Annotated in this window: 23 protein-coding genes and 1 pseudogene; 16 read left to right on the top strand and 8 right to left on the bottom strand. The window is 42.6% G+C overall.

Features of this window, described 5'->3' with window-relative positions; genetic code table 11:
- Positions 1 to 146 precede the first annotated feature (146 nt).
- Positions 147 to 1,607, bottom strand: coding sequence for a TM0106 family RecB-like putative nuclease (locus V7K76_RS30630; protein ID WP_334777955.1), 1,461 nt, complete (start codon positions 1,605 to 1,607; stop codon positions 147 to 149).
- A 54-nt stretch (positions 1,608 to 1,661) separates the two neighbouring features.
- Between V7K76_RS30630 and V7K76_RS30635 the strand changes: the two genes are divergently transcribed.
- The 8 genes and pseudogenes from V7K76_RS30635 (at position 1,662) to V7K76_RS30670 (ending at position 8,533) form a co-directional block, all read left to right on the top strand.
- Entirely contained in the window at positions 1,662 to 1,784 is a 123-nt protein-coding gene (locus V7K76_RS30635) for a hypothetical protein (RefSeq protein ID WP_334777956.1), read from the top strand.
- Positions 1,785 to 1,823: 39 nt separating this feature from the next.
- Positions 1,824 to 3,017: an aminotransferase class V-fold PLP-dependent enzyme gene (locus V7K76_RS30640; protein ID WP_334777957.1), complete on the top strand. Its 1,194-nt coding sequence runs from the start codon at positions 1,824 to 1,826 to the stop codon at positions 3,015 to 3,017.
- Positions 3,018 to 3,151: 134 nt separating this feature from the next.
- A complete protein-coding gene (locus tag V7K76_RS30645) occupies positions 3,152 to 4,234 on the top strand; it encodes a glycosyl transferase (protein WP_334777970.1) in 1,083 nt (360 codons plus the stop codon).
- A gap of 213 nt (positions 4,235 to 4,447) precedes the next feature.
- Positions 4,448 to 4,861 (top strand): secondary thiamine-phosphate synthase enzyme YjbQ, encoded by a 414-nt coding sequence (locus V7K76_RS30650; RefSeq protein ID WP_179067165.1) that lies wholly within the window; start codon positions 4,448 to 4,450, stop codon positions 4,859 to 4,861.
- Between the two features lie 356 nt (positions 4,862 to 5,217).
- Positions 5,218 to 5,967 carry a hypothetical protein gene (locus V7K76_RS30655; RefSeq protein WP_334777958.1) on the top strand — a complete coding sequence of 250 codons (750 nt, stop codon included), beginning with the start codon at positions 5,218 to 5,220 and terminating at the stop codon, positions 5,965 to 5,967.
- A 32-nt stretch (positions 5,968 to 5,999) separates the two neighbouring features.
- Positions 6,000 to 6,788, top strand: coding sequence for a Nif3-like dinuclear metal center hexameric protein (locus V7K76_RS30660; RefSeq protein ID WP_334777959.1), 789 nt, complete (start codon positions 6,000 to 6,002; stop codon positions 6,786 to 6,788).
- 195 nt (positions 6,789 to 6,983) lie between these two features.
- Positions 6,984 to 7,181 (top strand): annotated as a pseudogene (locus tag V7K76_RS30665) (hypothetical protein); the annotation flags it as partial.
- A 1,040-nt stretch (positions 7,182 to 8,221) separates the two neighbouring features.
- The gene (locus V7K76_RS30670) at positions 8,222 to 8,533 is read left to right on the top strand and encodes a DUF6679 family protein (protein WP_012408115.1); all 312 of its coding nucleotides are present in this window, start codon (positions 8,222 to 8,224) and stop codon (positions 8,531 to 8,533) included.
- Between the two features lie 70 nt (positions 8,534 to 8,603).
- On the opposite strand, the gene V7K76_RS30675 is transcribed toward V7K76_RS30670, so the two are convergent.
- Both V7K76_RS30675 and V7K76_RS30680 read right to left on the bottom strand, forming a co-directional pair.
- Positions 8,604 to 10,271 (bottom strand): MBL fold metallo-hydrolase, encoded by a 1,668-nt coding sequence (locus V7K76_RS30675; protein WP_334777960.1) that lies wholly within the window; start codon positions 10,269 to 10,271, stop codon positions 8,604 to 8,606.
- 12 nt (positions 10,272 to 10,283) lie between these two features.
- Positions 10,284 to 10,433, bottom strand: a complete 150-nt coding sequence (locus V7K76_RS30680; RefSeq protein ID WP_334953754.1) for a hypothetical protein — start codon at positions 10,431 to 10,433, stop codon at positions 10,284 to 10,286.
- A gap of 975 nt (positions 10,434 to 11,408) precedes the next feature.
- On the opposite strand from V7K76_RS30680, the gene V7K76_RS30685 reads away from it, so the two are divergent.
- The gene (locus tag V7K76_RS30685) at positions 11,409 to 12,677 is read left to right on the top strand and encodes a bifunctional sterol desaturase/short chain dehydrogenase (protein ID WP_334778623.1); all 1,269 of its coding nucleotides are present in this window, start codon (positions 11,409 to 11,411) and stop codon (positions 12,675 to 12,677) included.
- 347 nt (positions 12,678 to 13,024) lie between these two features.
- Positions 13,025 to 14,599 (top strand): CPBP family intramembrane glutamic endopeptidase, encoded by a 1,575-nt coding sequence (locus V7K76_RS30690; RefSeq protein WP_335030357.1) that lies wholly within the window; start codon positions 13,025 to 13,027, stop codon positions 14,597 to 14,599.
- A 399-nt stretch (positions 14,600 to 14,998) separates the two neighbouring features.
- On the opposite strand, the gene V7K76_RS30695 is transcribed toward V7K76_RS30690, so the two are convergent.
- Entirely contained in the window at positions 14,999 to 15,181 is a 183-nt protein-coding gene (locus V7K76_RS30695; RefSeq protein ID WP_334778625.1) for a hypothetical protein, read from the bottom strand.
- A 58-nt stretch (positions 15,182 to 15,239) separates the two neighbouring features.
- Here V7K76_RS30695 and V7K76_RS30700 point away from each other — a divergent pair, with 58 nt between their 5' ends.
- The 4 genes from V7K76_RS30700 (at position 15,240) to V7K76_RS30715 (ending at position 19,904) form a co-directional block, all read left to right on the top strand.
- Positions 15,240 to 15,365 carry a hypothetical protein gene (locus V7K76_RS30700; protein ID WP_334953788.1) on the top strand — a complete coding sequence of 42 codons (126 nt, stop codon included), beginning with the start codon at positions 15,240 to 15,242 and terminating at the stop codon, positions 15,363 to 15,365.
- A 99-nt stretch (positions 15,366 to 15,464) separates the two neighbouring features.
- On the top strand, positions 15,465 to 15,740 hold the full coding sequence (locus V7K76_RS30705; RefSeq protein WP_334778626.1) for a TM2 domain-containing protein: 276 nt from the start codon (positions 15,465 to 15,467) through the stop codon (positions 15,738 to 15,740).
- A gap of 604 nt (positions 15,741 to 16,344) precedes the next feature.
- A complete protein-coding gene (locus tag V7K76_RS30710) occupies positions 16,345 to 18,813 on the top strand; it encodes a heavy metal translocating P-type ATPase (protein ID WP_334778627.1) in 2,469 nt (822 codons plus the stop codon).
- A 593-nt stretch (positions 18,814 to 19,406) separates the two neighbouring features.
- The gene (locus V7K76_RS30715) at positions 19,407 to 19,904 is read left to right on the top strand and encodes an FHA domain-containing protein (RefSeq protein WP_334778628.1); all 498 of its coding nucleotides are present in this window, start codon (positions 19,407 to 19,409) and stop codon (positions 19,902 to 19,904) included.
- Positions 19,905 to 19,986: 82 nt separating this feature from the next.
- Here the strand turns inward: V7K76_RS30715 and V7K76_RS30720 are convergent, their stop codons facing one another.
- The gene (locus V7K76_RS30720; RefSeq protein WP_334778629.1) at positions 19,987 to 20,334 is read right to left on the bottom strand and encodes a hypothetical protein; all 348 of its coding nucleotides are present in this window, start codon (positions 20,332 to 20,334) and stop codon (positions 19,987 to 19,989) included.
- 185 nt (positions 20,335 to 20,519) lie between these two features.
- On the opposite strand from V7K76_RS30720, the gene thyD reads away from it, so the two are divergent.
- Positions 20,520 to 21,440: a thylakoid membrane protein ThyD gene (gene thyD, locus V7K76_RS30725; RefSeq protein ID WP_334778630.1), complete on the top strand. Its 921-nt coding sequence runs from the start codon at positions 20,520 to 20,522 to the stop codon at positions 21,438 to 21,440.
- Between the two features lie 95 nt (positions 21,441 to 21,535).
- On the opposite strand, the gene V7K76_RS30730 is transcribed toward thyD, so the two are convergent.
- The 3 genes from V7K76_RS30730 to V7K76_RS30740 all read right to left on the bottom strand — a co-directional run bounded on the left by V7K76_RS30730 (position 21,536) and on the right by V7K76_RS30740 (position 22,772).
- The gene (locus V7K76_RS30730; protein ID WP_292845435.1) at positions 21,536 to 21,781 is read right to left on the bottom strand and encodes a hypothetical protein; all 246 of its coding nucleotides are present in this window, start codon (positions 21,779 to 21,781) and stop codon (positions 21,536 to 21,538) included.
- A gap of 126 nt (positions 21,782 to 21,907) precedes the next feature.
- Positions 21,908 to 22,330: a tetratricopeptide repeat protein gene (locus V7K76_RS30735; protein WP_292845438.1), complete on the bottom strand. Its 423-nt coding sequence runs from the start codon at positions 22,328 to 22,330 to the stop codon at positions 21,908 to 21,910.
- Between the two features lie 85 nt (positions 22,331 to 22,415).
- Positions 22,416 to 22,772: an iron-sulfur cluster assembly accessory protein gene (locus V7K76_RS30740; protein WP_179069217.1), complete on the bottom strand. Its 357-nt coding sequence runs from the start codon at positions 22,770 to 22,772 to the stop codon at positions 22,416 to 22,418.
- A gap of 635 nt (positions 22,773 to 23,407) precedes the next feature.
- On the opposite strand from V7K76_RS30740, the gene V7K76_RS30745 reads away from it, so the two are divergent.
- Complete coding sequence (locus V7K76_RS30745; protein WP_334778631.1) at positions 23,408 to 25,042, top strand: DUF6930 domain-containing protein; 1,635 nt, start codon at positions 23,408 to 23,410, stop codon at positions 25,040 to 25,042.
- The last annotated feature ends 122 nt before the right edge of the window (positions 25,043 to 25,164 follow it).

The following is a 25,164-nucleotide window of genomic DNA, read 5'->3' on the forward strand; positions in this document are numbered from 1 at the left end:
ATTGGCATTATAAATGCCTAGTTGTGCATCTTTATAAAGAATACCAATGAAAAAACAATGTTAAATGACAGATATAAGCCTGGAAACCTGATCAAATAGGCTTTATTAATTGTTAATTTGAAAAGCTTTAGAAAATAGGAAATTACTTAAGCTCGTCGCAAACCATATTCATCTTGGAAAAAATTTACAAGCCAATCTTTCACTTGATGAGTAGCACGACAGTCATCTTCATTGTAGCGTTGGATAATTTCTAGTAAGGTGCGATCGCCTGTTTCTAACCATTCATCGTACCAGTAAATACACTTGGCACCACTGGCTTCTTTATCACGCCACTCAAATCCTATCCAACGAGCGATCGCTTTCAAGGCATAGCTTTCTATTGGTAATGCTACACTTTGGGTTAATTGTTCATACACATCCACAAATCGATTCAGTACAGGACGCACTAAGGAGGGTGGAGTGCCGTAAAGTTTTGCCAACCGTTTGACTGTATCAAATTCATAGACACAAAAATGATAAATTGGCGCTTCGGGATATTGCCAAACCAAATCCAAAAATTGCTGCCAAACTAATTCTTCGTCTTCTGGTTTGTCTGCTAAAAAGGAATAAAACTGTTCTGTATTAGCTTGTCTATTAACGACCAAAACCCCTAAGAGATAATCTAAATCTAAGTCTGGCTGGGCCTCAATATCAAAATAAAGCTCTATGGGCGCTGTAAATGTAATATCTTCTGTCGGTAGAGGGTAAGGTAAAATTAACGGTCGTTTTTCTAGTGCAGATTGAGCTTGCACTACTAACTTGGGTGCTACTTCGCCGTCAAAACCAAGTAGATTTTCTAAGCTGCTGGGACTGGTGTTAGCAAGAGATTCCAGTGTGGTAATGGCTAAAGCTTGGAGTTGAGTGTAGCGAAGGGGTGTTACACCTGGTAGTAGTGAGAGATGTTTTTCAGATTGAGCGATCGCATAACATTCACTATACCAATGACAAAAATTGCACTTTTGGCGAGAAATAAACACCTCTGGCGGATTCGGTAACTCTAAAACTTGAATAAACTCTTCCAGAATTAGCTGCATTCGTGGTGTCCATTTGAGCAAATCAACAGGATAATTTCTATCTTTGGTACGCAATATCAGCCAAGCTGTTTCTGGTGCAAAGTCCTGTATTGTTGCCAATACTTGGGCGTGAAATGCGGCAACAACTTGATATTCTTGCTTAGGGCGCTTACCCAGTTCAATACTAGCCGGAACGTATATCCAATCTCCAAAGCAGGATTTTCCTGGCCGTTTGACGAGTAAATCTGGACGACTTAGCAGGGTGTATCCTTCAGAATAAGTTGCTAACAGTACTCCCTTATAGATGTACTCAACCCCACGCTGCATCAATTCTAAAGTTGCTGCCTTTGCCACTTCCCAGTTTCCATAAGAATAATCTGGTTGGTGATAAGTTATCTGTGCCAAAGCACTCAGCTGATGAGCGATTTTATCCTGTTGCAGTTTCCGTAGCAACTCATTGGGAGCATCGCGTTGACTTTTGTCACCGTGGATATCTAGAAAAGGCCGGCGTTTACAGCGTTGGTATTGCAGTAGGAGTTCAGCATTGATTAGCATCCTTTTAAGTTAACAAGATTTAGCACACTCTGGGAGTACCTCAGACAATTAATAATGGAGTGGGAGATGGGGGAGATGAGGGAGATGAGGGAGATGAGGGAGATGGGGGAGATGAGGGAGATGGGGGAGATGGGGGAGATGGGGGAGATGGGGGAGATGGGGGAGATGAGAAACTAATGCTAATCCAAAATCTAAAATCTAAAATCCAAAATTGATATGACTAGTACTTCTGTTGCACAAACCAGGTTGCATAGCCATCGAGAGCAATTTCCGGCTTTAGCGAATAAGACTTATTTTAACTATGGGGGACAAGGGCCGATGCCCCAAAGAGCAATGGATACTATGGCCCAAACTCAAGCTTATGTTCAGGAAATAGGCCCCTTCGGGAATGAGGCATATAGCTGGATCGCGCCCCAGATTCAAGCTGCTAGAGTTGCGATCGCTTCTGAGTTCCATGCACCATCTGAAACAATTACTCTCACCCAAAATGTCACTGTTGGCTGTAATATCGCCATGTGGGGCATTGAATGGCGGGCTGGCGACCATCTGCTACTCTCTGACTGCGAACATCCAGGCGTAATTGCTACATCCCAAGAAATCGCACGTAGATTCGCAGTAGAAGTTACCACCTGTCCCCTAAAGGCGACTTTAAATGAGGGCGACCCCATAAAAGTCATTGCCCAGCACTTGCGCCCCAATACCCGTCTTGTAATATTAAGTCATGTTTTTTGGAATACTGGTCAAGTTTTACCTCTGGACAAAATTGCCGAAGTATGCAGAAATAATCATTCTGCATTATTAATAGATGCTGCCCAATCTGCTGGTTTATTGCCTTTAAACTTGACTGAATTGGGAGTAGATTTTTATGCTTTCACTGGTCACAAATGGTTATGTGGCCCTGCGGGTGCTGGTGGTTTATATGTCCGCCCAGAAGCACGAGAAAGCCTGAAACCTACGTTTATTGGCTTGAGTGGCATTGTTGTGGATAGTCAATCTCAGCCTGTGGATTGGCTGCCAGATGGGCGACGATACGAAGTGTCTACATTATCTTATCCGTTGTATCTTGGGTTAAAGGAAGCGATCGCAATTCATCAGCAATGGGGAACCTCACAAGAACGTTACGAGCAAATCTGCCACAATAGTGAGTACCTCTGGCGACAATTGACGGCGTTACCCGATATTAAATGTTTGCGAACTTCCCCACCCGAAAGCGGTATAGTCTCCTTTCAACTTACAAATAATCAGCCTCAAGCTCATTTAAAGCTAGTGCAATTTTTAAACTCACAAAGGATATTAACTCGGACAATTGCCGATCCTAGCTGTATACGCGCCAGTGTCCATTACTTTACTTTAGAATCGGAAATTGACCTATTGGTTGAGGCGATTAAAAATTTTGACAAACAAAATTAATTAAAAGTTTAGGAGTTGTAAGTTATAAGTGTGAAAATTATAATTTTCACTCCTAACTCTGCCAATTTTGGATTTTTCCTTCAATCCAAAATCCAAAATCTAAAATCCAAAATTGAATGACTCCTAACTTAAAAATGGAACGTCCAATCTTATACATAGCCATAACTAACCACGGCTTTGGTCATGCTACCCGCACGGCTTCTGTAGCCGCAACCATTCAAAGATTATGTCCAGAAGTTCTGCTAATTCTGGCGAGTACTGCCCCACGCTGGTTGCTAGAGTGCTACATACAAGGTGATTTTATTTATCGTCCCCGTGCATTTGATTTGGGTGTGGTGCAAGCGGATAGTTTGACAATGGATAAAGTAGCGACTTTAGAAAAGTTGCTCGATATTAAGAAACATCAAAATTCGCTGATTGCCTCAGAAGTAAATTTTATTCGCCAAAATCGCGTTAATCTCATTTTGGCAGATATTCCCTTCCTCGCTCCTGGGTTTGCCAAAGCTGCAAATATTCCTTGCTGGATGATGAGTAACTTTGGCTGGGACTTGATCTACCGGGATTGGGGAGGCGAATTTACCGCAGTTGCAGATTGGATTAGTGATTGGTATTCAAAGTGCGATCGCCTGTTTCGTCTCCCTTTTCACGAACCGATGCCAGCTTTTAACAATATCACAGATGTCGGCTTAACAGGCGGTTCCCCTCGTTACTCTGCTGATGATTTACGTTCTCTTTGGGGGATAACTGCACCAGTCGAAAAAACTATTTTGTTGACCTTTGGCGGCTTGGGTTTACAACAAATCCCTTATGATAACCTACAGCGATTTCCAGATTGGCAATTTATCGTATTCGATCAATCTGCACCCGATTTACCTAATTTAGTGAAAATTGATAACCGCAAATACCGCCCTGTAGATTTTATGCCTCTTTGTGCGCGAGTCGTCTCTAAACCTGGGTACAGTACTTTTTCTGAAGCCACACTATTAGGATTACCCATTGTTACCATACCGCGTAAGGATTTTGCCGAAGCAACTTTTATAGTAGAAGGTATAACTAATTACAACCAGCATCAAATCATCACCCCATCTGAGTTTTTTCAAGGGACTTGGAATTTTCTCCATGAGTTACCCCAACTACCAAAGCAATCTCAACCAATTGCCAAGGATGGTAATGAAGCGATCGCTAAAGCTGTTATCAATTATTTACAGACAAAATAAAGTTATTCAAAGTAACATCAATTAATAATGGAATCTTCGACCATAGATAAAGAAACTCTAGAATTAACCACCCAAGGAACATAGATTAAACATGGATTAAATAAGATGCAAACATTACTGTTTGAAATAACCGAAAACGACTCATGATACAGAGCAACTAAATTTATTTCTGGGGATAATTAATTTTGAATTTTGAATTCGGAGCGAAGCGACGTGACTCACTACCAAAAGTTACTAAAAATTTCCACTACTGGCAAATCTTTTTACAACATCACTGCAAAAATTGCAGCCGCAGTTGCAGAATCGGGAGTTGAAACTGGTCTTTGTACTTTATTTTTACGCCATACTTCAGCCAGCTTAGTCATTCAAGAAAATGCCGATCCTGATGTTCTTGTGGATCTAGCTAATTTTATGGCGAAACTCGTCCCAGAATCGGGCAAATACATTCACGATGCAGAAGGCCCCGATGATATGCCAGCACATATCCGTACTGCACTTACCCATACTTCTGAACATATCCCCATTAACCGTGGCCATCTGGTACTGGGAACTTGGCAGGGAATTTATATTTGGGAACACCGCCAGCGTAGTCATTCCAGAGAATTGGTGATTCACATTTCTGGATAGCCGATTCTCAAGTTTTATTTGAGGTGTAATTAGATAGAGTTTAAATACTCTGGTTATACTGCCTAACTTTTGGATATAATCTCCTCAACTCGTGGTGATAAGCATTAAATAAATTTCGCCGTGATACCTTGATCATAAAAATTATTGATACAAAACTGAACAATAAGATCCCCGACTTCTTTGAGAAGCCGGGGATCTTAGTCTCTCGATTTTCATAACTCATTTAGGATTGCTATATAGACTAAATAATTCGTGTATATTTGTAAATTCAAAAGTTAAGTTTATTTGTGATTATTAAATAATCTACTTATGCCGATATACACTAATATTTAGTGTAGGCTGTGTGCGCTATTTCTATGAAGCAAAAACTGACACAAACTCATAATTTTAAATTTATTGATGAAGTACTTGCCCAGCAATCTGTTAACTTATTGTCACTTAGTCCTGAAAAGACATTAATTACCAGTTTTGCAGAATTGGGAGATTTGATTGCTGAACAAAACACTGATATTCAAATTATCATAACCATTCAACAAACTCTCGAAAGCATCGTTCGTACTCAATTGCAAAACTTCCCAGAAAATATATTCTGGGATTTTGATTTTCTTGTAAGTAGTATGTTAAGACAGGCTTTAACCGCAGATGAGGGCGCTATTCCATTCTTAAAAATCTTTGGTGAAAAGATGATTTCCCTAACGGAGATGTTTGGAAATAAAACGGAAATGCGCTTCCGTTATGTTCATGATTTTATGTATGGATTTGAGTGGGCAAGATGGGTACAAAAAGAGCCACAAAATCGCGCACATATAGAGCCTTTTAGTCTGTTGTTTTTGGATTATTTGCTCGTCAAAGGGAAGGAACTTTTACAACGGATTAATCATGGTCAGGTCGTATCTTATAAACTGTGTGATACAGGCTACCGCAACCCCTTCACTTTTTCTCGTGAACCAGAAGACGAATACCGTCTGTTAAGTTATCTTGCTGAAGAACAACTTATTCCAGTAGCAGTATGGAACTGGAATGCTAGCCCTGTGTGGAACAAACCTTTCCAAGAAATGCGCCAGCAATTAGCATTAAAATTAAATATTCAACCACAGAGACACTGATGAGCAATTAAAAATTGCTGAAAAAAATAATTATGAAAATTGCTGATTTAATTACTTGGTTTGAAGCATGGGCAAATCCCGCGTGGTGTGAAAGTTGGGATAATTGTGGCTGGCAAATTGAACCAGGAGTTTTACAAGCAAAAGCACGGGTTTTAGTTTGTTTGACACCAACTTTGGCGGTAATGCAGGAAGCGATCGCAGAAAATGCTAATCTGATATTCGCCCATCATCCCTTAATTTTTAATCCTCTCAAATCTTTACGCACTGGTGAAGCGATCGCAGAAATGGTACGGTTAGCTTTTACCCACAATATTGGTATTTACACTGCTCACACGAATTTTGACCAAGTGCAAGATGGCACTGCTGACGTTTTAGCTCAGATTTTAGAACTAAAAGAAGTTACTCCCATAGAACCTACACAAGGAGGATTAGGATATGGTCGTGTTGGTTTGCTAGAGCCATTTCTAACATTACATGAATTACTCGCCACCATTCAAACCCGACTTTCTCCCCCTAATTTAATTTTTTCCCCAACTGCTGATTTACAGCAAACAATTTCACGAGTTGCTGTTTTGGGTGGTTCGGGAGCTAGTTACATTTCAGCCGTAGCTAAAACTGGTGCCGAAGCTTATCTGACTTCTGACTGTAAATTCCATCAGTTTCAAGAAAGCCGCGATCGCAATCTTATTTTAATCGATGCTGGACATTACGCTACCGAACGTCCAGCTTGCGATCGCTTAGTGCAAAAATTCCAGTCCTTAAATCTAGACTGGGTGCAATTAAGTCGAAAAGATGAAGATTTCCGCCAGTTTTTTGCTTGATTGCTGATTATTAATATGCAACTCATCTCCGTATATTAATGTACTGACCATCCAAAACTTATACTATTCACTGTGATATGAATCACTATTTAAGTGTAATACTAATCACACAGTATTAATGTTCTATATCAATTAACAAGCGAGAGAAATGTTCCACACTTGACATAATAAATTGTTTACTCTGCCCTAATCAAGATGATTCGCACACTCATTGAATCTGCTTTTGAAACTGGATATCTTAGTGTTGAATCTGAGGGTCTACTCCAGCAAGTGCTGTCCACCAAATGCTATCAGTCAGAGGATTTGCCTTTTCTCGCATCCCTATACAATGCAGTTCGCGCAGGTCAAATTAAACGAGAAGCGTCCTCCTCGAACGTGCTGATGGAATTTCCTCTATCGGTTGAAGGGGGCAGGAGGCAGGAAGCAGGAGGCAGGAGGCAGGATGAGCAAACTCCAATGGGATTCGACCCCGAATGATTTGGAGTCACTGAACGGAAATTCAGTGATAGTCTTAAACCGCAAGCTCCATCTGGTCGCTTTACTGAAAGTTTTCCTCCTGCCTCCTAGTAGTCTGTCAAGAACTAATTGACGGGTAAATAAATTTTTCAATTTTTCTTCTTTCTTTCCTTCCTTCTTCCTTAGCGCTCTTTGCGTCCTTCTCTAACGAGACGCTGCGCGTAGCTTGCTTCTCCGTAGGAGTATGCGGTTCGTTTCTTTATCCGTCAAAATTTATTTGACAGACTACTAGCCTGTCTACGACACGCTGCGCGAACAGCAAGAACTGTCTTTCTTGATAAATCTTGGTGATACTCCCAGAAAAGAAGCAGAAGAGAATCTTCTCAGGGTATTTACCCTCAGCGCCTTATCTCTTTTGTCTATCTGCCTTTTTTCCCGACTCCGTTGCCTTTTTCTCAGTTATAATCAGGCAAAAATCTTAAAAACTCAAAACTCTTTGGGTGTTATTGTAGAAAACCATCAAGGTCAGCAAGAGAATGAGTTAAGATCAGATACAAGTGGGTAAAAGTAAAATCAAGTCCCCGGACTTCCCAGTAATGCCAATGAGTAAAAGTAGGCAAATTAAACAACCGCAATCAACGATTGTTTTGGAGTATTCTTTATTACATAATGGTAAGAATGACTCACCAACAAATATAAACCTGGTTAGGACAGGTACCGAATTGTTTGACTTCTTCGATGAAGCAGACATTCCCTAGAATCAGCCTGAGGGAGACTTAGTTCATTGTGAGAGCAACCATTGATTTATGACCTAACATTTCCCGATATTTTGACAACTAGAAGCAAGTCTTGGGATTGGGTGATGAAGCATACTTGTTCTGAAGAGTGAAATTAACCTCTTAAAGGTGTAATGTAATGGGGTAGAACCCAGATTTTGACAGGTTTAACTACGTTGTTTAAAAAGGCAGAAACAATACATGCTACACCGCAAGATTTATCAACTGTGTTGCGATGGGCGCGAGGTATGTGTTTTCTTGCGGGACCAGCAACGCTGGATTGAACGCGCCCGCATCATAGACATAGAGGGAGATTTAGTTACCCTACGCTATGAAACAGAAGAAGAGGATGAAGTTTGTTCTTGGGAAGAAATGGTTCGCCTTGAGAGCATTGGTGCTGTAACTCAAAAATTGGCTTCAGTACCACGCGGGAATGTGGAACCTCTGATGACTGAAGATTGTCCCGAAGCAGAGCGCATCCACAACCGTTACACTGACTCGAATCCAGAATAATTAGTCATTAGTCATTAGTCATTGGTCATTAGTCATTAGTTATTAATGATAAAGGACGAACAGCTAATGACTATTGGCTATCATTCAAACCTTCAAAGGCAGGACAGTAACCTTCGAGAGTTACTTTGAAGTTATACAACGGGGAAGCTGGATTCCAACACCTCTGCCCCCTTTGATGTCGGCAAGTACCACAACAGTCTACATCTGTCCATGTATAGCGATCGCTATTTTGGTTGAGCAGTTCTCGTTGAGATAATCCCCTTAATACCAGTTCTTCCCCTTGCCAACGAGCTTCGATTAAACCAGTGTCGGCAAATTGCCGCCAACGCGGATCAACAGTAATCACATTGGGTAGGGTGATTGTGATTACTGTTCCCAACTCTGTCAGTTCGCCTTCGTAATTAGTCTCTGGTGCTGCCGGTTGTAGAAATGTATCGCCGATGGGCAGTTCTACTAAGGTGTCAGCCGCCGGGGAATGCACATGGTAACGGTTTTGCAGTTCCTCTAAACTAGTCAGGTCTGCCAAGTAGGCAGGAGAACCGTGGACAAAAATTACGTGCTGGGGTCGCAAGTTATGAATTAGCTGCGTAGTACCAGGGCCATCACTATGTTGAGCTAAGAGATAGGTTTCAACACTAGTCGGTGCTAAATATTCTTTATTAACTTTTATATCAATTTTTTCTGGTAGGAGAATCAGCCAGGGGCCGGTGTCTAGTTGGCAATGTTCACCTAAATCAGATGTCGAGTCGGTGAGGACAATACAAGGTGACTTGCCCACATTGGAACGATGTTCTGGTTGCAAACGACGCACGCGGGGACGTACCCGTTCATCCCAAAATAAAGGTTGATGGCGGGCAAAATTCTGTACTGACGGGGGGAGGTGGGGTAGCAGTTCTAGGTAGGCATCACACCCAGTAGCGACCGCACCATCTACCCAAATATCTAAATCTCGACCGGTGAAATGGTGATGCGATCGCAAGAGCATTAATAATTCTTGACCCAATCCTAAAGCTGGAGTGGGAAGGATTACAGAACAACGATCAGCGATCGCGCGATTAATTCGCTCGGCTAGTTGATTTTCTTGGTTGCGGCGGTGAGGATGACGGGATGTGCCATAACTACCTTCAATGATTAGCACATCCAAGTCTAAGCCCCGCAGTTCCTCTAAACGCAAACCTTCTACCAACCGGGAGTTCGATAAGAAAAAATCTCCTGTATACAGTAGCTTATATGTACGCTGCTGGGTAGTGTAGGTCAGGAGAATTGCTACTGCCCCTGGTAAATGCCCTGCGGGAAATAATTCTGCTACCAAACCATCTTGGAGTTCCACAGGCGATCGCAACGGCAGCGCATGACAAAATTTGGAAATTTTCTCAGGATCTTCCTCTGGCCAATTCAGCGGCAGCAACTTGCTAGTCACCTCGCTACCATAAATAGGTAACTTGGGAAAAGCTTTATTCAGTGCCAGTAAGCCTCTGGAGTGATCTGGATGGGCATGACTAATCAAAACTAAATCTGCTGGTAGGGGCGAACTAGCTTCTCCTACCGACTTAGTAAGCCCCTTAGCCAGCAATGAAACATCCTCTAAACCGCAGTCTAATAGAATGCGGTGTGGGCCCATCTTCACCAATAAACACACGCCCTCATTGTCATGCTGGACACTATAGGGCAAACATTCTAATTCACTACCCGCTTCCGCAGCATCTAAGCGAGAGGATGCCGACAGATTATCCCTCATGCTCTCCTCCCCTCAAACCTCATCATCATGGACATATCCCAAAAGCCAAAAGTTACCGAAGAAGAATTCAGCAATTCCTGAGACAGAATCCAGAATGGATTCTGTGCGACTGGATGGAGAATCGAGGTTTAGAGCAAGCGATTTTAAGACGCTCGTTCGCATGATTGCGTCTCCCTTTGGGAGAAGACTCGCTTTCCGCGTCGCTATCGTGAAGAAGAAAAAATTCTTTCCTTACTGAAACCCCTGACTTGATAGCTTGGGGTATTCTGAATTCTGAATTCTGTCTTCTGACTCCTTCTCATACAAATTTTGGTTTTGTGACTTAGGGGTAAGTTTTATCGTGCGCCCCTACACCCTGAAAATACAGATTTTTGATTGGGGAGGACGCCTCCACCAAACCCGCACTAGTTCGGAAAGGTGGGCTAACGAGAAGCTATCAAACTAGAAACCAAAGGAGTTTGCCTCTTGTTTCTTTTCCCTTTGCAAGTTCAGAGCTATCTTAGCCAACTCACCTTCTGGGAAGTCGATCGAGCGTCTACAGACTTATCTCAATGTGCGGAGCCATTGCCGTGATAGTTATCTGAATCATAGAATCCATTTTTCGTGCCAAAAAATAAGCACGAAAGCGTAAATATAACTGTTAATCCAGCTAAAATCAGCTTTACATCCATTTGTTTGCTGCCCTTTACTCAAAGACTTTCCTATATTAATTTAGTGCTTCCGCAATCAAACGGAATCACTAGAAAATCTTTACTATGCTTATATGGATTGGGCAATAGGTAAATTTACCGCAATCAGTCAGATTGTAGAACCTTTCGGTTCACCTGTCCATCAATCGATGTATTATCCCGCGATCGCTTGCTCTGTTGTAAAAATCCTTATCTAGAATCTGCTCAATCAAAAAGCACAAAGCGTGTTATTACCAAATATATAGTTAAATATTTATTATTTATTTTTTCTCGCAACTCCAGTAATCAGGCTCGAATACTTGCTAATGTTACGCTAACGTAATTCGTAATTTGGCATTGCTTGTTTTTCCCTTGCTCTCTATTTGGATTTTAATTTGCTCTAGACTCGACCTTAACGCAGCTTTATCAGATCATGAAGAATGATTAAGAAAAACGAGTATAGACAAACATGATAAAAATGTTAGCCGAAAACTTGATTGGAATTGAGGCAAGATTACAAATTAATTGGGTTTGGCTAAATGCCAGCTTACAGTTCGCTGGTTGGGGACTTTTTTCACTTTTACTCGCTGAGGTTTTGAGAGACACATATCATGCTTTATGTCACCAAGTCAATTGGCTTGCTAAATGGCATAACAAGCACCACATGGCCTACCGCCGCGATTTATCGATAGTTTCTCTGAAAATTTATCAAGAATCCCAGCTATATCACGACATTTTAGAGTCGAGTCTCCTGCTGGTGGTATTGCTGGTAATTGCTTTAATTATCCAGCAACTAGGGTTATGGTTGGGAGTAGCTTATGCTTGCACCTTCTTGTATGGTGCGTCTGTGCGGTATTTTCAAGGAAAAATTGACACAGACTATAACCATCTACCCGGCCCTTTAGAGACAATACCATCTATTTGGTGGGTGAATAGGTCTTACCATTGGCGGCATCATTTTGATGATGTCAACGCTTACTACAGTGGTGTCTTTCCCTTAGTGGATAAAATTCTGGGTACAGGATTGTCTCTCAAGGGGAAAACTATCGCTTTAACCGGAGCATCAGGAGCCTTGGGACAAGCATTAGTGGCTGAACTTGTCAAGAATAATGCTAAAATCGTGGCGTTAACCACTAATCCAGAAAAATTAGGAGAGCAAGTTGGCGTGAAAGTAGTTCCCTGGCAGTTGGGAAATGAAGCCAATTTGAGAAATACTTTAGAGAAAGTAGATATTTTAATTATCAACCACGGAATCAATGTTTACACCAGCCGCACACCGGAGGCTATTAACTCCTCTTATGAGGTGAATACCTTTTCGGCATTGCGGTTGATGGATATATTTTCGACAACTGTCACAGGCCCACAAGCAAAAGCAACGAAGGAAATTTGGGTAAACACTTCTGAAGCTGAGGTTTCTCCAGCGTTAAGTCCGCTTTATGAACTCAGCAAGCGATCGCTTGCTGATATTATTACCCTCAAGCGTTTGGATGGGGATTGTGTAATTCGCAAGTTAATTCTTGGCCCATTTAAGAGTCAACTGAATCCTTATGGAGTGATGTCTGCACAGCAAGTTGCTCGTTCGATCTTATTTTGGGCACGGCGCGACTTCCGAAATATTATTGTGGCAATAAATCCTCTCACCTATTTGCTGTTTCCCTTAAAGGAAACTAGTACGTCGCTATACTATCGACTTTTTAGCCGGACAGCGAAAAGTGAACCGGACTTAAGCAAACAATAGCCGGAAAGAATAATTTTCAGGTAGGAGCAATTAATGAACATTGGTTTCAACTTAAGCTAAAACCATTTTCAAATCTCGTTTCCAGTCTGAGACTGGAAATGCAACTCAAAAGCGGCTCTGCCGCCAGCAAGAGAGGCGGAGCCTCAAGGACAGGCATTCCCAGTCTGAGACTGGGAACGAGACATACCCCCACTAAATCTTCAAAGTGGTGCAACAATTCAGTGGCGGGTTTGAATCCCCATCTGAACTATCTCCCCTGCTCCCTGCTCCCTGCTCCCTTGCCTCTTCTTCAATGCGATAATTCCCAAGGGGGACACGCTCCTCACTGGTTAGTCAAAGGGGGATAGATGACACTCAAGCGATTGATTTTATTTTTTGTACTGACGCCGATAGCAGTTCTGTTGGCAGTTTGGGCTTTATACGGTAGTTGGCAAGAACCTCAATTTCAAAGTCGCCTAGAATTATACCAAACCAATATTGCTTTACAAGCCCAAGCTTGGCAATCAGAAGATAGCAACGATGACAATCTCCAAGCGATTCGGGAAGCCATACTTGGTGAGCAACCCCTAGAGAATGCTACAAAGCAGTATCAGGAGGCGCGTCAATCAGTTCAAGCTAATTTAGACAAAGTTAACAATCAACTTGCACAACTACGCTCTCAAGCTGAAATAACTCCCACACCTCCAAAACCTCTACCGGAGGTTCCTCCCCCGACTAAAGCCTCTAGACAGGGAAAGCAACCGTTACAGCAATCCCTCAAGCAATTACAAAAATTACTCGCTGAATTAGACTTACGCCTGGGAATTTTACAAGCACAGCAAGGACAAACGGATACAGCCTCCAAGACTTGGAGCGAATTACAACAACGCTCAGATATCAATCCAGAATTTGGACAAACTGCTGCTGTATTAAGTGGATTGTGGAGCAATCCTCCTCGTCTCCTCCCAAATGCTCAAGAACCGATTCAAAGGAATTTAGAAGGTTGGTTTCGCTCTACTGCTTTGGTTAAGTTATATCAACTCCAGCAACGACAAGATGCTTTATCAGCAGTAAAAGCTGCACAACAAGAATCATCGGCTCAAGCTGTGTTGAAATTGGCGGTTATTGGCACTATTCCCACCTTGGCAGCTTTAATTGGTCTAATACTGCTGATTTTATTATTTGCTCAACGCTTGTTGAAAGGAAAAGCCTCCTTATTAGCTCAAAATTCTGATATCCCTTGGTCAACGCCTTGGGATGGTGAAACAGTTTTGCAGGTTTTTATCATCGGCTTTTTCTTCATGGGGCAAATTTTTGTACCCTTGGTAATCTCGGTGCTACCTATCCCGCGTCCGATTGTGGATGTGCGACTTCAGGCGTTTTCTGTCTTGGTTAGTTACCTATTAGTGGCATTAGGTGCGCTGTTAGTGCTGTATTTTTCTCTCAAGCGCTTTTTTCCATTACCAGAATTCTGGTTTCGCTTCCGTTTTCAAGATAATTGGTTTTGGTGGGGACTGGGAGGCTATTGCACGGCTTTACCTATAGTTGTGGTGGTATCTTTGATTAATCAACAGCTATGGCAAGGACAGGGTGGTAGTAATCCCCTGTTGCAACTAGCCCTAGAAAGCCAAGATGGTGTAGCACTTGGCATATTTTTCTTCACAGCCGCGATCGCAGCACCATTTTTTGAAGAAATTCTGTTTCGTGGCTTTTTGTTACCCTCTCTGACTCGTTACTTACCCGTGTGGGGATCGATTCTGATCAGTAGTTTGTTGTTTGCGATCGCTCACCTCAGCTTGTCAGAAATTCTGCCACTGACCGCATTGGGCATTGTCTTGGGAGTAGTTTACACGCGATCGCGTAACCTCCTCGCTCCGATGCTCCTCCATAGTCTCTGGAATAGTGGTACACTATTAAGCTTATTTATTTTAGGTAGTAATTAGCACTAAAATAGTACTGTTGCTCAAAACCAAAATATTTGCTTTTATCTCCATAAGTAGAGACAATTAACTAGTTACAATTGGTTCAAGCATAAATACTGGCTGAAAACCAAATTGAGATCGTGGCAAAAGCAAATCAAAGAATGCTGTTAACATAGGCAACAAACTATCTAGTACAAGAAGGCAAAAGTAAAAAGAAAAAATGCTTATTTTGTAAGCTTTCTGGCTATTTTAAATGGGTGGTTTCTTTACGCCGTGTTGTACTAGTTAAGCATTTATTCTCATTCGGATGATTTTAGCCATTTTCGAGATGTTAATTGTCTTCCCGAACCATTTTTAGCTGTCATAAATTGGATTGCAATTCCGTTTGCGCTCATCGAAGTGGAGATCGGTAACTAAAGGTTAGAAAGAAGTGGAAGATGCGTCTTGCGCTTCTAGATTCCTACTAGCCACACAGTTGGTTTTTTCATTGGTGCGATCGCATTTTACACCCGCTAGCGATCGCCAAAAAAATCCGGAAATAATACTGATAGGGTTGTAAAAAGTTGTGATGTAGCAGAGGAATTGCTGATTATTGAGGTTCATTGTTCTCAAGATCAATGTCTTACCTAAAAATCTGCAAAACTGCTGCACCAGAGTTGCGATGGTCAAATCCATCAAAAGTGATGAAGGAACGCCAGATTTTCAGGCTATGCCGCAAGACTTAGCGTTCCTCTGGAATAGAAGCACGCTGATTTTGGTTATTCGTCTTGAGGCTGACTCATACTGAAAAAATTAAAAATCTATTTATTTAAGTAAGTAAACGTATTTGCCTTCATTACAATAAAGACTTTATTTTTATACTCACTCATTAAGGAGCAACACTTATATGGCAAATCTCAACCCCAGTCACCCCACCAAGCAACTTCTATCTGGTTACTCTGGCATTATCCTGGGAGCATTTGGAGTTCATAAGTTTATTCTAGGATACGCTGCGGAAGGCTTTATCATGTTGGTGATTTCTGTAGTTGGTGGTTCTTTCACCTACGGCATTGCCTTGTTAGTTATGCAGCTTGTAGGTTTAGTTGAAGGCATGATCTACTTGAACCAGTCCCCTGAAAAATTCGTAAATACCTACTTTGTGAAAAAGCAGGGCTGGTTTTAGTAGTTTTCCAGCAAATTTTATACGTGTAAATTGGTGAAAAATCTCATAAAAAAGCCATATACCAAGACACTTACAACCCTATTCCCTATTCAATACGGTTCAGTTAAGGTTTTTTGATGGAAATTGTAGAGCGCAAAGATGCGATAAATCATTATAAAGACGCGATAAATCGCCGTCTCTACAAAAGATTGATTATTGTAGAGACGGCGATTCATCGCGTATCTTGTCTTAAGCGAATAGTATTGATTCCCTATTCCCTGCTGTATATGCAGCACTTATTTATACTGATATGCTGACTCTTAAACCTAAACATCTTACCTCAGTGATATTCCTCATGTTGGGCTTAGGATATTTCAGTGCTATGTCTAATTTGGAAGTCAACTATTTTTTAAAAAGCCTAATTGTGCTGATGCCAATACAGGTTGGAGCTATTATTTATATAACTTATCTACGCTGGAGCCGTCGTTAATCTTCAGCAAAGTACGATAAATTAATAATTTTAATATGGTTGACGTTCAGTCGTAGTCCGATATTTCGCCTACGCTCAAATTAGAGACGCTTTTAGTCAGGCGTTGAATTTCTGTAGCGAATCTAAACACAAGCCATGCAACTTGTCCCGAAAACTAAGCTAGTCCCAGAACTTGAACCAATTCTAGAGAAAATTATTCTCGATGTTGGGGGCATGAAGTGTGCTGGGTGTGTGAATGCAGTAGAGCGACAGCTAACCCAACATCCAGGAGTTAAGAGTGCCTGTGTAAACCTGGCCACAGAGGTAGCAGTTGTAGAGTCAGAAGTTGGTGCAGTAGATGCAGATGCACTGGCACAGCGATTAACAGGCGTTGGATTTCCGACTCAACCCCGAAAAGCTAGTGGCACAGTAGCAGGTGAGATATCTACCTTACCAGACCCAGCAGAACGCCAACGCCGGGAAATGCAATCTTCGGTAAGACAGTTAGCGATCGCTGCGGTGTTGCTGTTATTGTCGGGAAGTGGACATTTTGGTAGCTCAATGCTACCAGTGCTAAATAACATCTGGTTTCACTGTGGACTGGCGACAGTGGCGCTATTAATTCCCGGCCGCCCAATTTTAGTAGATGGCTGGCTGGGGTGGCGGCGAAATGCACCCAACATGAACACCCTAGTGGGATTAGGAACACTCACAGCCTACGTTGCTAGTTTAGTAGCGCTACTGTTTCCCAAAATGGGTTGGGAGTGCTTCTTTGACGAACCAGTAATGATGTTGGGCTTTATTCTCTTAGGAAGGACATTAGAGCAACAAGCTAGAGGTCGCGCCGCCGCCGCATTTAGGAAATTGCTAGCACTCCAGCCGGTTTTAGCGCGATTGATTGCCAATCCAGAGAAAATCGGAGCGGGTTCTTCTAGTATAGAAATTCCTGCGGAACAGGTACGTGTCGGTGAATGGTTACAAGTGCTGCCAGGTGATAAAATCCCAGTTGATGGTGAAGTGGTTGTTGGTCAAACAACGGTCGATGAGTCAATGCTAACTGGGGAAGCCGTGCCAGTAATTAAGCAACCAGGGGATATGGTGACAGGGGGGACGCTAAACCAATCAGGAGCGATCGCCATTCAGGCAACCCGTATTGGAAGTGATACAACTCTAGCTCAAATTGTCGCTCTAGTAGAAGCCGCCCAAACTCGGAAAGCCCCAGTACAAAAGTTAGCAGATACAGTAGCAGGTTACTTTACCTACGGGGTGCTGACAGCATCTGTATTAACATTTATCTTTTGGTACTTTTTCGGCACTCACATCTGGACTGATATCACCATGTCTGGTGGTATGGAAATGATGAACCACGCTACAGATGAAGTTCCCCACTCCCCTTTATTAATTAGTTTAAAACTAGCGATCGCAGTGATGGTAGTCGCCTGTCCCTGTGCTTTAGGACTTGCCACACCAACAGCCATTCTTGTCGGCACTGCTATGGGTGCAGAACGGGGTCTGTTAATCAAAGGTGGCGACGTTTTAGAAAAAGTACACCAACTAGACACGGTAGTTTTTGATAAAACAGGCACTCTAACCACAGGTAATCCCATCGTCACAGATTGTCTGTTAATTGAGGGATTGGGGACTGGGGGCTGGGGACTGGGCACTGAAAATTCCCAATCCTTAATTCAACTAGCAGCAGCCGTAGAAAGCGGTACTCACCATCCCCTAGCAAAAGCGATTCAGCAAGAAGCACAGCGACAACAATTATCTATTCCAAAAGCTGTAGACTTTCACACGGAACCGGGATTAGGGGTATCTGCTGTGGTAGATAACACAGCTGTGCTATTGGGTAACTGGGACTGGTTGAGTTGGCACGGCATTCCCATTAGTGAAACTGCACAACAGGTAGCACAGGATTTGGCAACAGATGGCAAAACAGTCGTTTGTGTAGCAATTGGGGGAACTTTAGCCGGACTCATTGGTGTTTCTGATACCCTCAGACCAGATGCCCAATCCACCGTAGATAAATTGCGTCAGATGGGCTTACGGGTAATGCTGCTGAGTGGCGATCGCCCAGAAGCAGCTAGCGCCATAGCTAAACAACTGGGATTAGACAGCGCTGATGTAATCGCAGGTGTTCCTCCAGCTAAAAAAGCGGCTGCAATACAGTCTCTTCAGAAGGAGGGACTGGGGGCTAGGGACTGGGGACTAGGAAAAATTCTTCCCAATTCCCAATCCCCAATTCCCAATCCCCAATCCGTTGTCGCAATGGTGGGAGATGGAATTAACGATGCTCCAGCTTTATCTCAAGCAGATGTAGGAATTGCTTTACACTCTGGAACAGATGTGGCGATGGAAACTGCTGAAATTATTTTAATGCGCGATCGCTTAAACGATGTCGTCGAATCTATTCAGCTGAGTCGTGCTACTTTCAACAAAATCCGCCAAAATTTATTCTGGGCTTTTGCATATAATACAGTTGGCATTCCTTTAGCAGCAGGTGTTTTGTTCCCTAGTCTGGGTTTTGTCCTGAACCCATCTGGTGCTGCTGCATTAATGGCTTTTAGCTCTGTGAGCGTCGTCACCAACTCAATATTATTACGGCGATTAGCTCATCACCCTTAGAATATTCCTTTACACATGAAAGGGAGTAGGGAGTAGGGAGTGGGGAGTGGGGAAACTAAGAAAGCTTTTCATCGGGCTGGGTTTCAACAACCCTTGGGATACAAGGATTTTTTCTCTGACGAGACGCTGTTCGCGTTCGCGCCACTTGCGGGCGAGGTTTAAACCTCAATTTCTCCCAAAGGGAGACGCTGTTCGCGTTCGGGGCTAATTTCTTCCCCTACTCTCTACTCTCTACTCCCTACTCCCGCCCCGAAGGGGTTGTAAAATTTCCCAGCGCCAATCTTGGTAATTCCCATATAAGGAACTTCCAAATAAAAAATACCCAATTAACTCTTGTGGGGTGGGCATCTTGCCCGCCCAGTTCATAAGGCGCTCATGTTGCCCACCCCATAATATTGGATAATTTATTTCTTGGAGTTCCCTAAAGTTAAACTGAGTCGGTATTCAAGTTTTATCGGCTCACAAACCTTTTTTAGACACTTACCAAAGCTATCATAGCTACTGGAGTAGAAGGTACATGTTTTACTCTTTCAAGGTATCATGCAATTTTAAAGCTTATTTAGATCAGCACCACAGATTTATGGTGCGCGAAAATGACAGGATACGATACAAAACAAATCTTGATTAATCATAGTCCCACCGATTTGTCAATGGCAGCAGAAACCAATGAAAACCATCTACTGATTATTGAAGACGATCAAGGTCGCAAAGAATTTTCTCTAGAGCACCCCGTCTACTCTATCGGTAGAGATCGCGAATGTAATATCCGTTTGATGTCGCAGTTTGTCTCCCGCCGCCATGCCACATTAGTGAGATTGCCACGAGAGCATAATAGTCATAGCTACTATTACCGGATTGTAGATGGCGATGTCAAAGGTAAGCCTAGTTCTAACGGTTTGATGATTAATGGGCGCAAGATACCAGCCCACGATCTCAGAAATGAAGACGAGATCGTTTTTGGACCTCAAGTACGTGCTATTTATTACCTTTTAAGAAACACCCAACGTTTGGGACAAACGGATTCGAGTGAATACGACATTACACTAATAAACCCCGGTATGGCCGAGGATTTAGAGGATATAGGAGAGTGAATTATAACTACCAATCACTAACAATCACAGTCTGACATTCCCATAACTTTAAGCAGTGGGAGTGTCAATTCAATCACCAAAGCTATCCTGCAAGACTTTCAATCAAATGCCAATGGCGGCTATTTTCAATAGCCTGCTTGATAAATTCAAACATTTGTCGGCAGTAATTATCTAGTTGAAGTGGTAGTTCTTCGTTTTTAATCACAATACTCATCCGGGTTTCTGTTTCAGTAGATTTTGATTTGTCAATCAGTACTTCTACTGTTACCAATTTAGGAAAAGGAACATTGCCAGGAACTTGACGAGCGATAATGTAATCGCCCGTGTGGTATTGAATATCCAACTGACAGTCCTGTAGAAGTTCTACAAGTAACGGCAACAGATGGTCACTAGGAACAGAAACAACAAATGAACCGGTATAGCGAGCCATAATAGCCCCACGCCTTGCAACATTCCGTCCATCCTATAATACCGAAGCATCTAAACACATAGTCATTAACAAAGCAAAGTTTTTGAGATCAGGTATTACCAACATCTGTTTTATGGATAGGGAAAGTGCCGTAAGCTGAAAACTTGATCAAAAACTTTACAATAAAGGTTTGGCTGAGATAGAAAATGAAAGTCGCAATTACTGGAGCAACAGGATTTGTTGGTAATCTTTTGGTACAACGACTCCACGCCCAAGGTCATAAGATCGTAGTATTAACTCGGAACACCACCTTTGCTCAAAAGGTTTTTCCATCTGAGGCTTTTCCCAATATAGAAATTGTTGCCTATACACCAAATGCATCTGGTTCTTGGCAAAATGTCATCGCTAGTTGTGATGGTGTAGTTAATTTGGCAGGAGAACCCATTGGTGAAGGACGTTGGACACCTGAACGCAAACAAGAAATCCTCAATAGTCGAAAGTTAGGTACACAAAAAATAGTTGAAGCAATAGCTAATGCTAACCCCAAACCAAAAGTCTTAATTAACGCTTCCGCTATTGGTTACTACGGCACGAGTGAAACGGCCACCTTTGATGAAACCAGTCTATCTGGTAACGATTTTCTGGCCCAAGTCAGCCAAGCCTGGGAAGCAGAGGCAACAAAGGTAAAAGATAGTGGTGTACGGCTAGTAATTCTGCGTTTTGGGATTGTTTTGGGCAATGGTGGTGCTTTAGGTAAGATGATTCCACCTTTCAAACTCTTCGCGGGTGGGCCTATTGGCAGTGGACGTCAGTGGTTTTCATGGATTCACGTAGACGACTTAGTTAACCTGATTTTGCAAGCTTTAAGTAAATCGGAAATAGAAGGTATATATAATGCCACTGCCCCTAACCCAGTTCGGATGGCAGATTTAAGCCAAACTTTGGGACAAGTTATGAATCGCCCTTCTTGGTTGCCTGTTCCTGGTTTTGCGATCGAAGCTCTTTTAGGAGACGGGGCTATAGTAGTTTTAGAAGGGCAGCAAGTCATCCCAAAACGCACTGTAGAAACTGGCTTTGAGTACAAATATCCTAATTTACAATCAGCATTAACACAAATTCTTAGTTAATGGGCATTGGGCATTTAAAAACTTTTCCCTGTTCCCTATTCCCTGTTCCCTATTCCCTGTTCCCTATTCCCCATGCCCCATGCCCAATTCTTTGACTATTGACTAGAAAGAAATTTTTTGGAAACCCAACTGATAATACCGCTAAGAATGGCACCGCCCATGAGGATGCCGATCGCTGGGTTAAATAAGGGTTGCCACAGTTGATGCCACAAATCCAAGCCCAGGTTTACTCCTACGGCATCACCGATCGCAGCGATCGCTAACCAGCCAAAGCCAAACAAAACCAAAAAAACATCTGCGACTAAAGCCATGTTTAGCCAATTTAACAATTTATCTTTCATGATTCGAGGGGGATTGGGGATTGGGGGATTGGGGACTGGGGATTGGGAAGAGACAACTTAGAGACTGACTTCAATAAATTTCCCCTAGTCCCTAGTCCCTAGTCCCTAGTCCCCAGTCCCCAACCATCATTCTTCAAACAACCAATTTTTGACTTTTTTCAAACTCTGCCAATCTGGTTTTCTACTTAAACCGTCTTCAATACTATTTTTTATTTCATCACTCCATTCTTCATTGACAAAAATCAATTGTTGTGCTATGTCAATGTGTTCCCGTAAACCTTTTTGACCTGTTTCTAGCATTGCTAGGGCAAGATTTATTCTGGCTTGGGGATCTTGTGGGTTTAACTTGACTGCTTTTTGCCCAGCTTTGTAAGCCAAGCTGGGTTTGTTATCGAGTAGATACAACCACGTTAAACAAACCCAAGCAGCACTGGTTTTAGGAGCGCGATCGCACACTTCTTTAAACACAGGGATTAAAGATTCTACCGATTCTCCAGCTTTATAGCGTTCTAAACCCGTATCAAACAGGGATTCAACTGTATTAGTCATTGGTCATTGGTCATTGGTCATTAGTCATTAGTCATTAGTCATTGGTCATTTGCAAAGGACAAATGACTAATGACAAAGGACAATATTACACCCCAAATGACTTGCCGCAACCACAAGTTTGGTTAGCATTGGGGTTAGTGAATTGGAAACCACCGCCAATCATGGCATCGCTATAATCGAGCATTAAGCCGTAGAGATATAAAAGACTCTTGCGATCGCTGACAATTTTGAAGCCATCATAGTCAAAAACTTCATCCTGGGGGGTGATCTTGCTAGTGTCTTCAAAGTCCATCATGTAAGACATCCCAGAACAGCCACCCTGACGCACTCCTACCCGTAAGCAGAAGTCTGTGCCTTGCTTGTCCCGGAGGGATTTTACCTGGTGCAATGCGGCTTCGCTCAACAGAATTCCGCGTTGTTGAGCCTGAATTGCTTGTGTCATCTGCTTTTTAAACTCCTTAATTAGTCTAAGCATTACCCGATATCGGCTTGTTAATGCCTCTGGGTTGCTCTTGAGTGTTTTTGTATTCATTCTAGCGACTTCTAAGGCGCTAGATGCCAAATTGTAAACACTCTGTTAAAAGCAGCCAAAGATTTTTATTCTAGAATTGAGAGACTCAGTATATTTATACGAGAAGGCAGGAGGCAGGAGGAAAGAATTATGAATGAAAGCTTTAGTTCTCGGTATAAAATCCAGTTTAAAAAGAAGAATTGTATCAAGTCATTTAACGAACTTTGGGGGTTTAAGTCAAGAGTCTCTACAGGCAGCGCGTTTTGTGTCGGGGTCTAAATCCCCGGACGCTCGCAGACTCGCTACCGCTTCGCTAACACAAAACGTAATTGCGAATTGCGAATTGCGAATTGGTTTAACCCGTGTTGAGTAAAAATCCCAGTCTCTAGAACATTTTCATACAAGGCTTAAAAAACTCATTTCATCGGGATTACCTTCTGCTCCCTGCCCCCTGCCCCCTGCCCCCTGCCCTGAGAAGCAACCACCCTTCAGGTGCAGCCATAAAAATTTAATCCGAGACGAACTATCTCCCAAAGTTTACTTCCAAATTGCTTCTTTTGATCTCTATGACAAGTTTTAATCGCTCTACCAGTCGTCGGTTGAAGAAATTAACTCAAATTCCTTCTGTATGGGAGGGCGATCGCCGTCCGTTGTCATCACCAAACCAGTTCTCAGACTCAGAGGCAAAGGGAGAATGCATTCTTTGGGTAGATTACTCCCAAGGTGTTGTTCGAGGCATGGACATAGTAGCCTCAGATATTGGCCCAGAAGCAATAGTTCGCACCTTAATGCAAGCTATGGAGCATCCCCAAAGTCCGGCAAGACCTGCCAGACCCCAAAGAATTGTAGTCAAAGACCGCGAGATCCAATTTTACCTGCGGGGAGTGCTACAAGATTTGGATATTGCCATTGACTACGCACCAGAACTGCCTTTAATTGACGAACTATTTCGTGGATTTGCTGACCTCCTCGATAGTCAAACCCCCGACTTACCCCCACAGTATGCACAAATCTTACGAGAAAAAGCATTTGCAATTTGGCAAGCCGCACCTTGGGAATTTTTAGAAGAACAGCAAATTTTGTCAATTGAGATTAATAAGTGGGATGTTGGTACACTCTATGCCTCAGTTATGGGAATGCTGGGAATGGAATATGGAATTCTGTTTTATCGCTCAGAAGAGTCTTTAAAACAATTTCGCGCCGCAGTTTTAACAGATCAAGAATCCACAGAGCATTTAGAAGAAGCGTTCCTCAAGCAAGATTGCTTGTTTCTCACTTTTGAGAGTGGTGATGAAACCGATGAAGATGAGGATGAAGAAGATGATTTGGCGGATCTGCCATTATCAGAAATTGACCCCAGCTTCGGTAATATCCACCCCTTAGAAGGACTACGGTCTGTTTTGTATGAGGAAGAAGCATTGGTAATCTTGGTTGCGATCGAAAGCCTGAGCCGCTTTATTCGCGATCACCGTCGCCAGCTTCATGAAGATATCTTCCCGACTCTGAGCCGTCGCTATCGCATTTCTCTACCGCAGTCGGAAGAATCAACTAAATCTGTGCCTGTGACAGTCTCTACCATGCCGCAGTTAGCAGCAGAATTAGAGGAAATGGCAGGTTTTGATATCGACGACGATCAAGAGATTGACAATCTTGATTTCCAATCATTGCAAGATGACTTGATACCAGAAGATTCCTTCCTCAGCTTAGGTGTGGTGTCCTGGGAAATGTTGGAGTACTTGCGAAAGGGAGTCAGCTACCATCAGGCTGGTGAAATCAAACCAGTGGGTGACGGTTTGCCAGTAATTTTAGTTCAAACTTCCCGACCCAAGGCGAAAACTGTAATTGAAAGAATTGAAACAACAGGCGGACTGAGAGCAATTTGCTTTAATCCGGGTGCTGACCCCTTCGATGGCGATCGCTACGACCTGGGTTTATTGCAAACTCAAAATGGCGAATTGTTCCTATTTGGTGAATTTTTAGACGAAGATCCGACTCATGTCGAAGCCCGAAAAAAATGGAATCAACGGTGTAAAAACACTAAGGGTTACTGTGGTTTAATCATTGCTAAAGGACTAACGGGAGCCTCCCGTGGCAATCCTCAGTTACGAGATATGATGGCTTTGTTTGAGGCGCGATCGCTCTCACCCAAAGATTTAGGTATTGGCACTCTCCAACTGATGCCCCAACTTAAATTTGAATAGTTGCACGAATTTCCATAATTCCCAATCTCACATTGATTTAAGGGGTGCAAAAAATTCTCAAAATCCCCCAATTGATCGGGGGATTTAGGAGGATCTTCAATGGTTGTGGTTTTGTACAAAGA

Source organism: Nostoc sp. (assembly GCF_036917975.1).
GTDB lineage: Bacteria > Cyanobacteriota > Cyanobacteriia > Cyanobacteriales > Nostocaceae > Nostoc.

Excerpts from the sequence above, each read along its gene's own strand:
- V7K76_RS30690 (WP_335030357.1), top strand. The coding sequence starts at position 13,025 with ATGACACTCAAGCGATTGATTTTATTTTTTGTACTGACGCCGATAGCA.
- V7K76_RS30635 (WP_334777956.1), top strand. The coding sequence starts at position 1,662 with ATGGAGTGGGAGATGGGGGAGATGAGGGAGATGAGGGAGATGAGGGAG.
- V7K76_RS30640 (WP_334777957.1), top strand. The coding sequence starts at position 1,824 with ATGACTAGTACTTCTGTTGCACAAACCAGGTTGCATAGCCATCGAGAG.
- V7K76_RS30740 (WP_179069217.1), bottom strand. The coding sequence starts at position 22,772 with ATGACACAAGCAATTCAGGCTCAACAACGCGGAATTCTGTTGAGCGAA.
- V7K76_RS30655 (WP_334777958.1), top strand. The coding sequence starts at position 5,218 with ATGAAGCAAAAACTGACACAAACTCATAATTTTAAATTTATTGATGAA.
- thyD (WP_334778630.1), top strand. The coding sequence starts at position 20,520 with ATGAAAGTCGCAATTACTGGAGCAACAGGATTTGTTGGTAATCTTTTG.
- V7K76_RS30660 (WP_334777959.1), top strand. The coding sequence starts at position 6,000 with ATGAAAATTGCTGATTTAATTACTTGGTTTGAAGCATGGGCAAATCCC.
- V7K76_RS30680 (WP_334953754.1), bottom strand. The coding sequence starts at position 10,433 with ATGCGAACGAGCGTCTTAAAATCGCTTGCTCTAAACCTCGATTCTCCA.
- V7K76_RS30700 (WP_334953788.1), top strand. The coding sequence starts at position 15,240 with ATGGTCAAATCCATCAAAAGTGATGAAGGAACGCCAGATTTTCAGGCT.
- V7K76_RS30745 (WP_334778631.1), top strand. The coding sequence starts at position 23,408 with ATGACAAGTTTTAATCGCTCTACCAGTCGTCGGTTGAAGAAATTAACT.
- V7K76_RS30695 (WP_334778625.1), bottom strand. The coding sequence starts at position 15,181 with ATGAACCTCAATAATCAGCAATTCCTCTGCTACATCACAACTTTTTAC.
- V7K76_RS30675 (WP_334777960.1), bottom strand. The coding sequence starts at position 10,271 with ATGAGGGATAATCTGTCGGCATCCTCTCGCTTAGATGCTGCGGAAGCG.
- V7K76_RS30715 (WP_334778628.1), top strand. The coding sequence starts at position 19,407 with ATGACAGGATACGATACAAAACAAATCTTGATTAATCATAGTCCCACC.
- V7K76_RS30645 (WP_334777970.1), top strand. The coding sequence starts at position 3,152 with ATGGAACGTCCAATCTTATACATAGCCATAACTAACCACGGCTTTGGT.
- V7K76_RS30710 (WP_334778627.1), top strand. The coding sequence starts at position 16,345 with ATGCAACTTGTCCCGAAAACTAAGCTAGTCCCAGAACTTGAACCAATT.
- V7K76_RS30730 (WP_292845435.1), bottom strand. The coding sequence starts at position 21,781 with ATGAAAGATAAATTGTTAAATTGGCTAAACATGGCTTTAGTCGCAGAT.
- V7K76_RS30685 (WP_334778623.1), top strand. The coding sequence starts at position 11,409 with ATGATAAAAATGTTAGCCGAAAACTTGATTGGAATTGAGGCAAGATTA.
- V7K76_RS30705 (WP_334778626.1), top strand. The coding sequence starts at position 15,465 with ATGGCAAATCTCAACCCCAGTCACCCCACCAAGCAACTTCTATCTGGT.
- V7K76_RS30670 (WP_012408115.1), top strand. The coding sequence starts at position 8,222 with ATGCTACACCGCAAGATTTATCAACTGTGTTGCGATGGGCGCGAGGTA.
- V7K76_RS30735 (WP_292845438.1), bottom strand. The coding sequence starts at position 22,330 with ATGACTAATACAGTTGAATCCCTGTTTGATACGGGTTTAGAACGCTAT.
- V7K76_RS30630 (WP_334777955.1), bottom strand. The coding sequence starts at position 1,607 with ATGCTAATCAATGCTGAACTCCTACTGCAATACCAACGCTGTAAACGC.
- V7K76_RS30720 (WP_334778629.1), bottom strand. The coding sequence starts at position 20,334 with ATGGCTCGCTATACCGGTTCATTTGTTGTTTCTGTTCCTAGTGACCAT.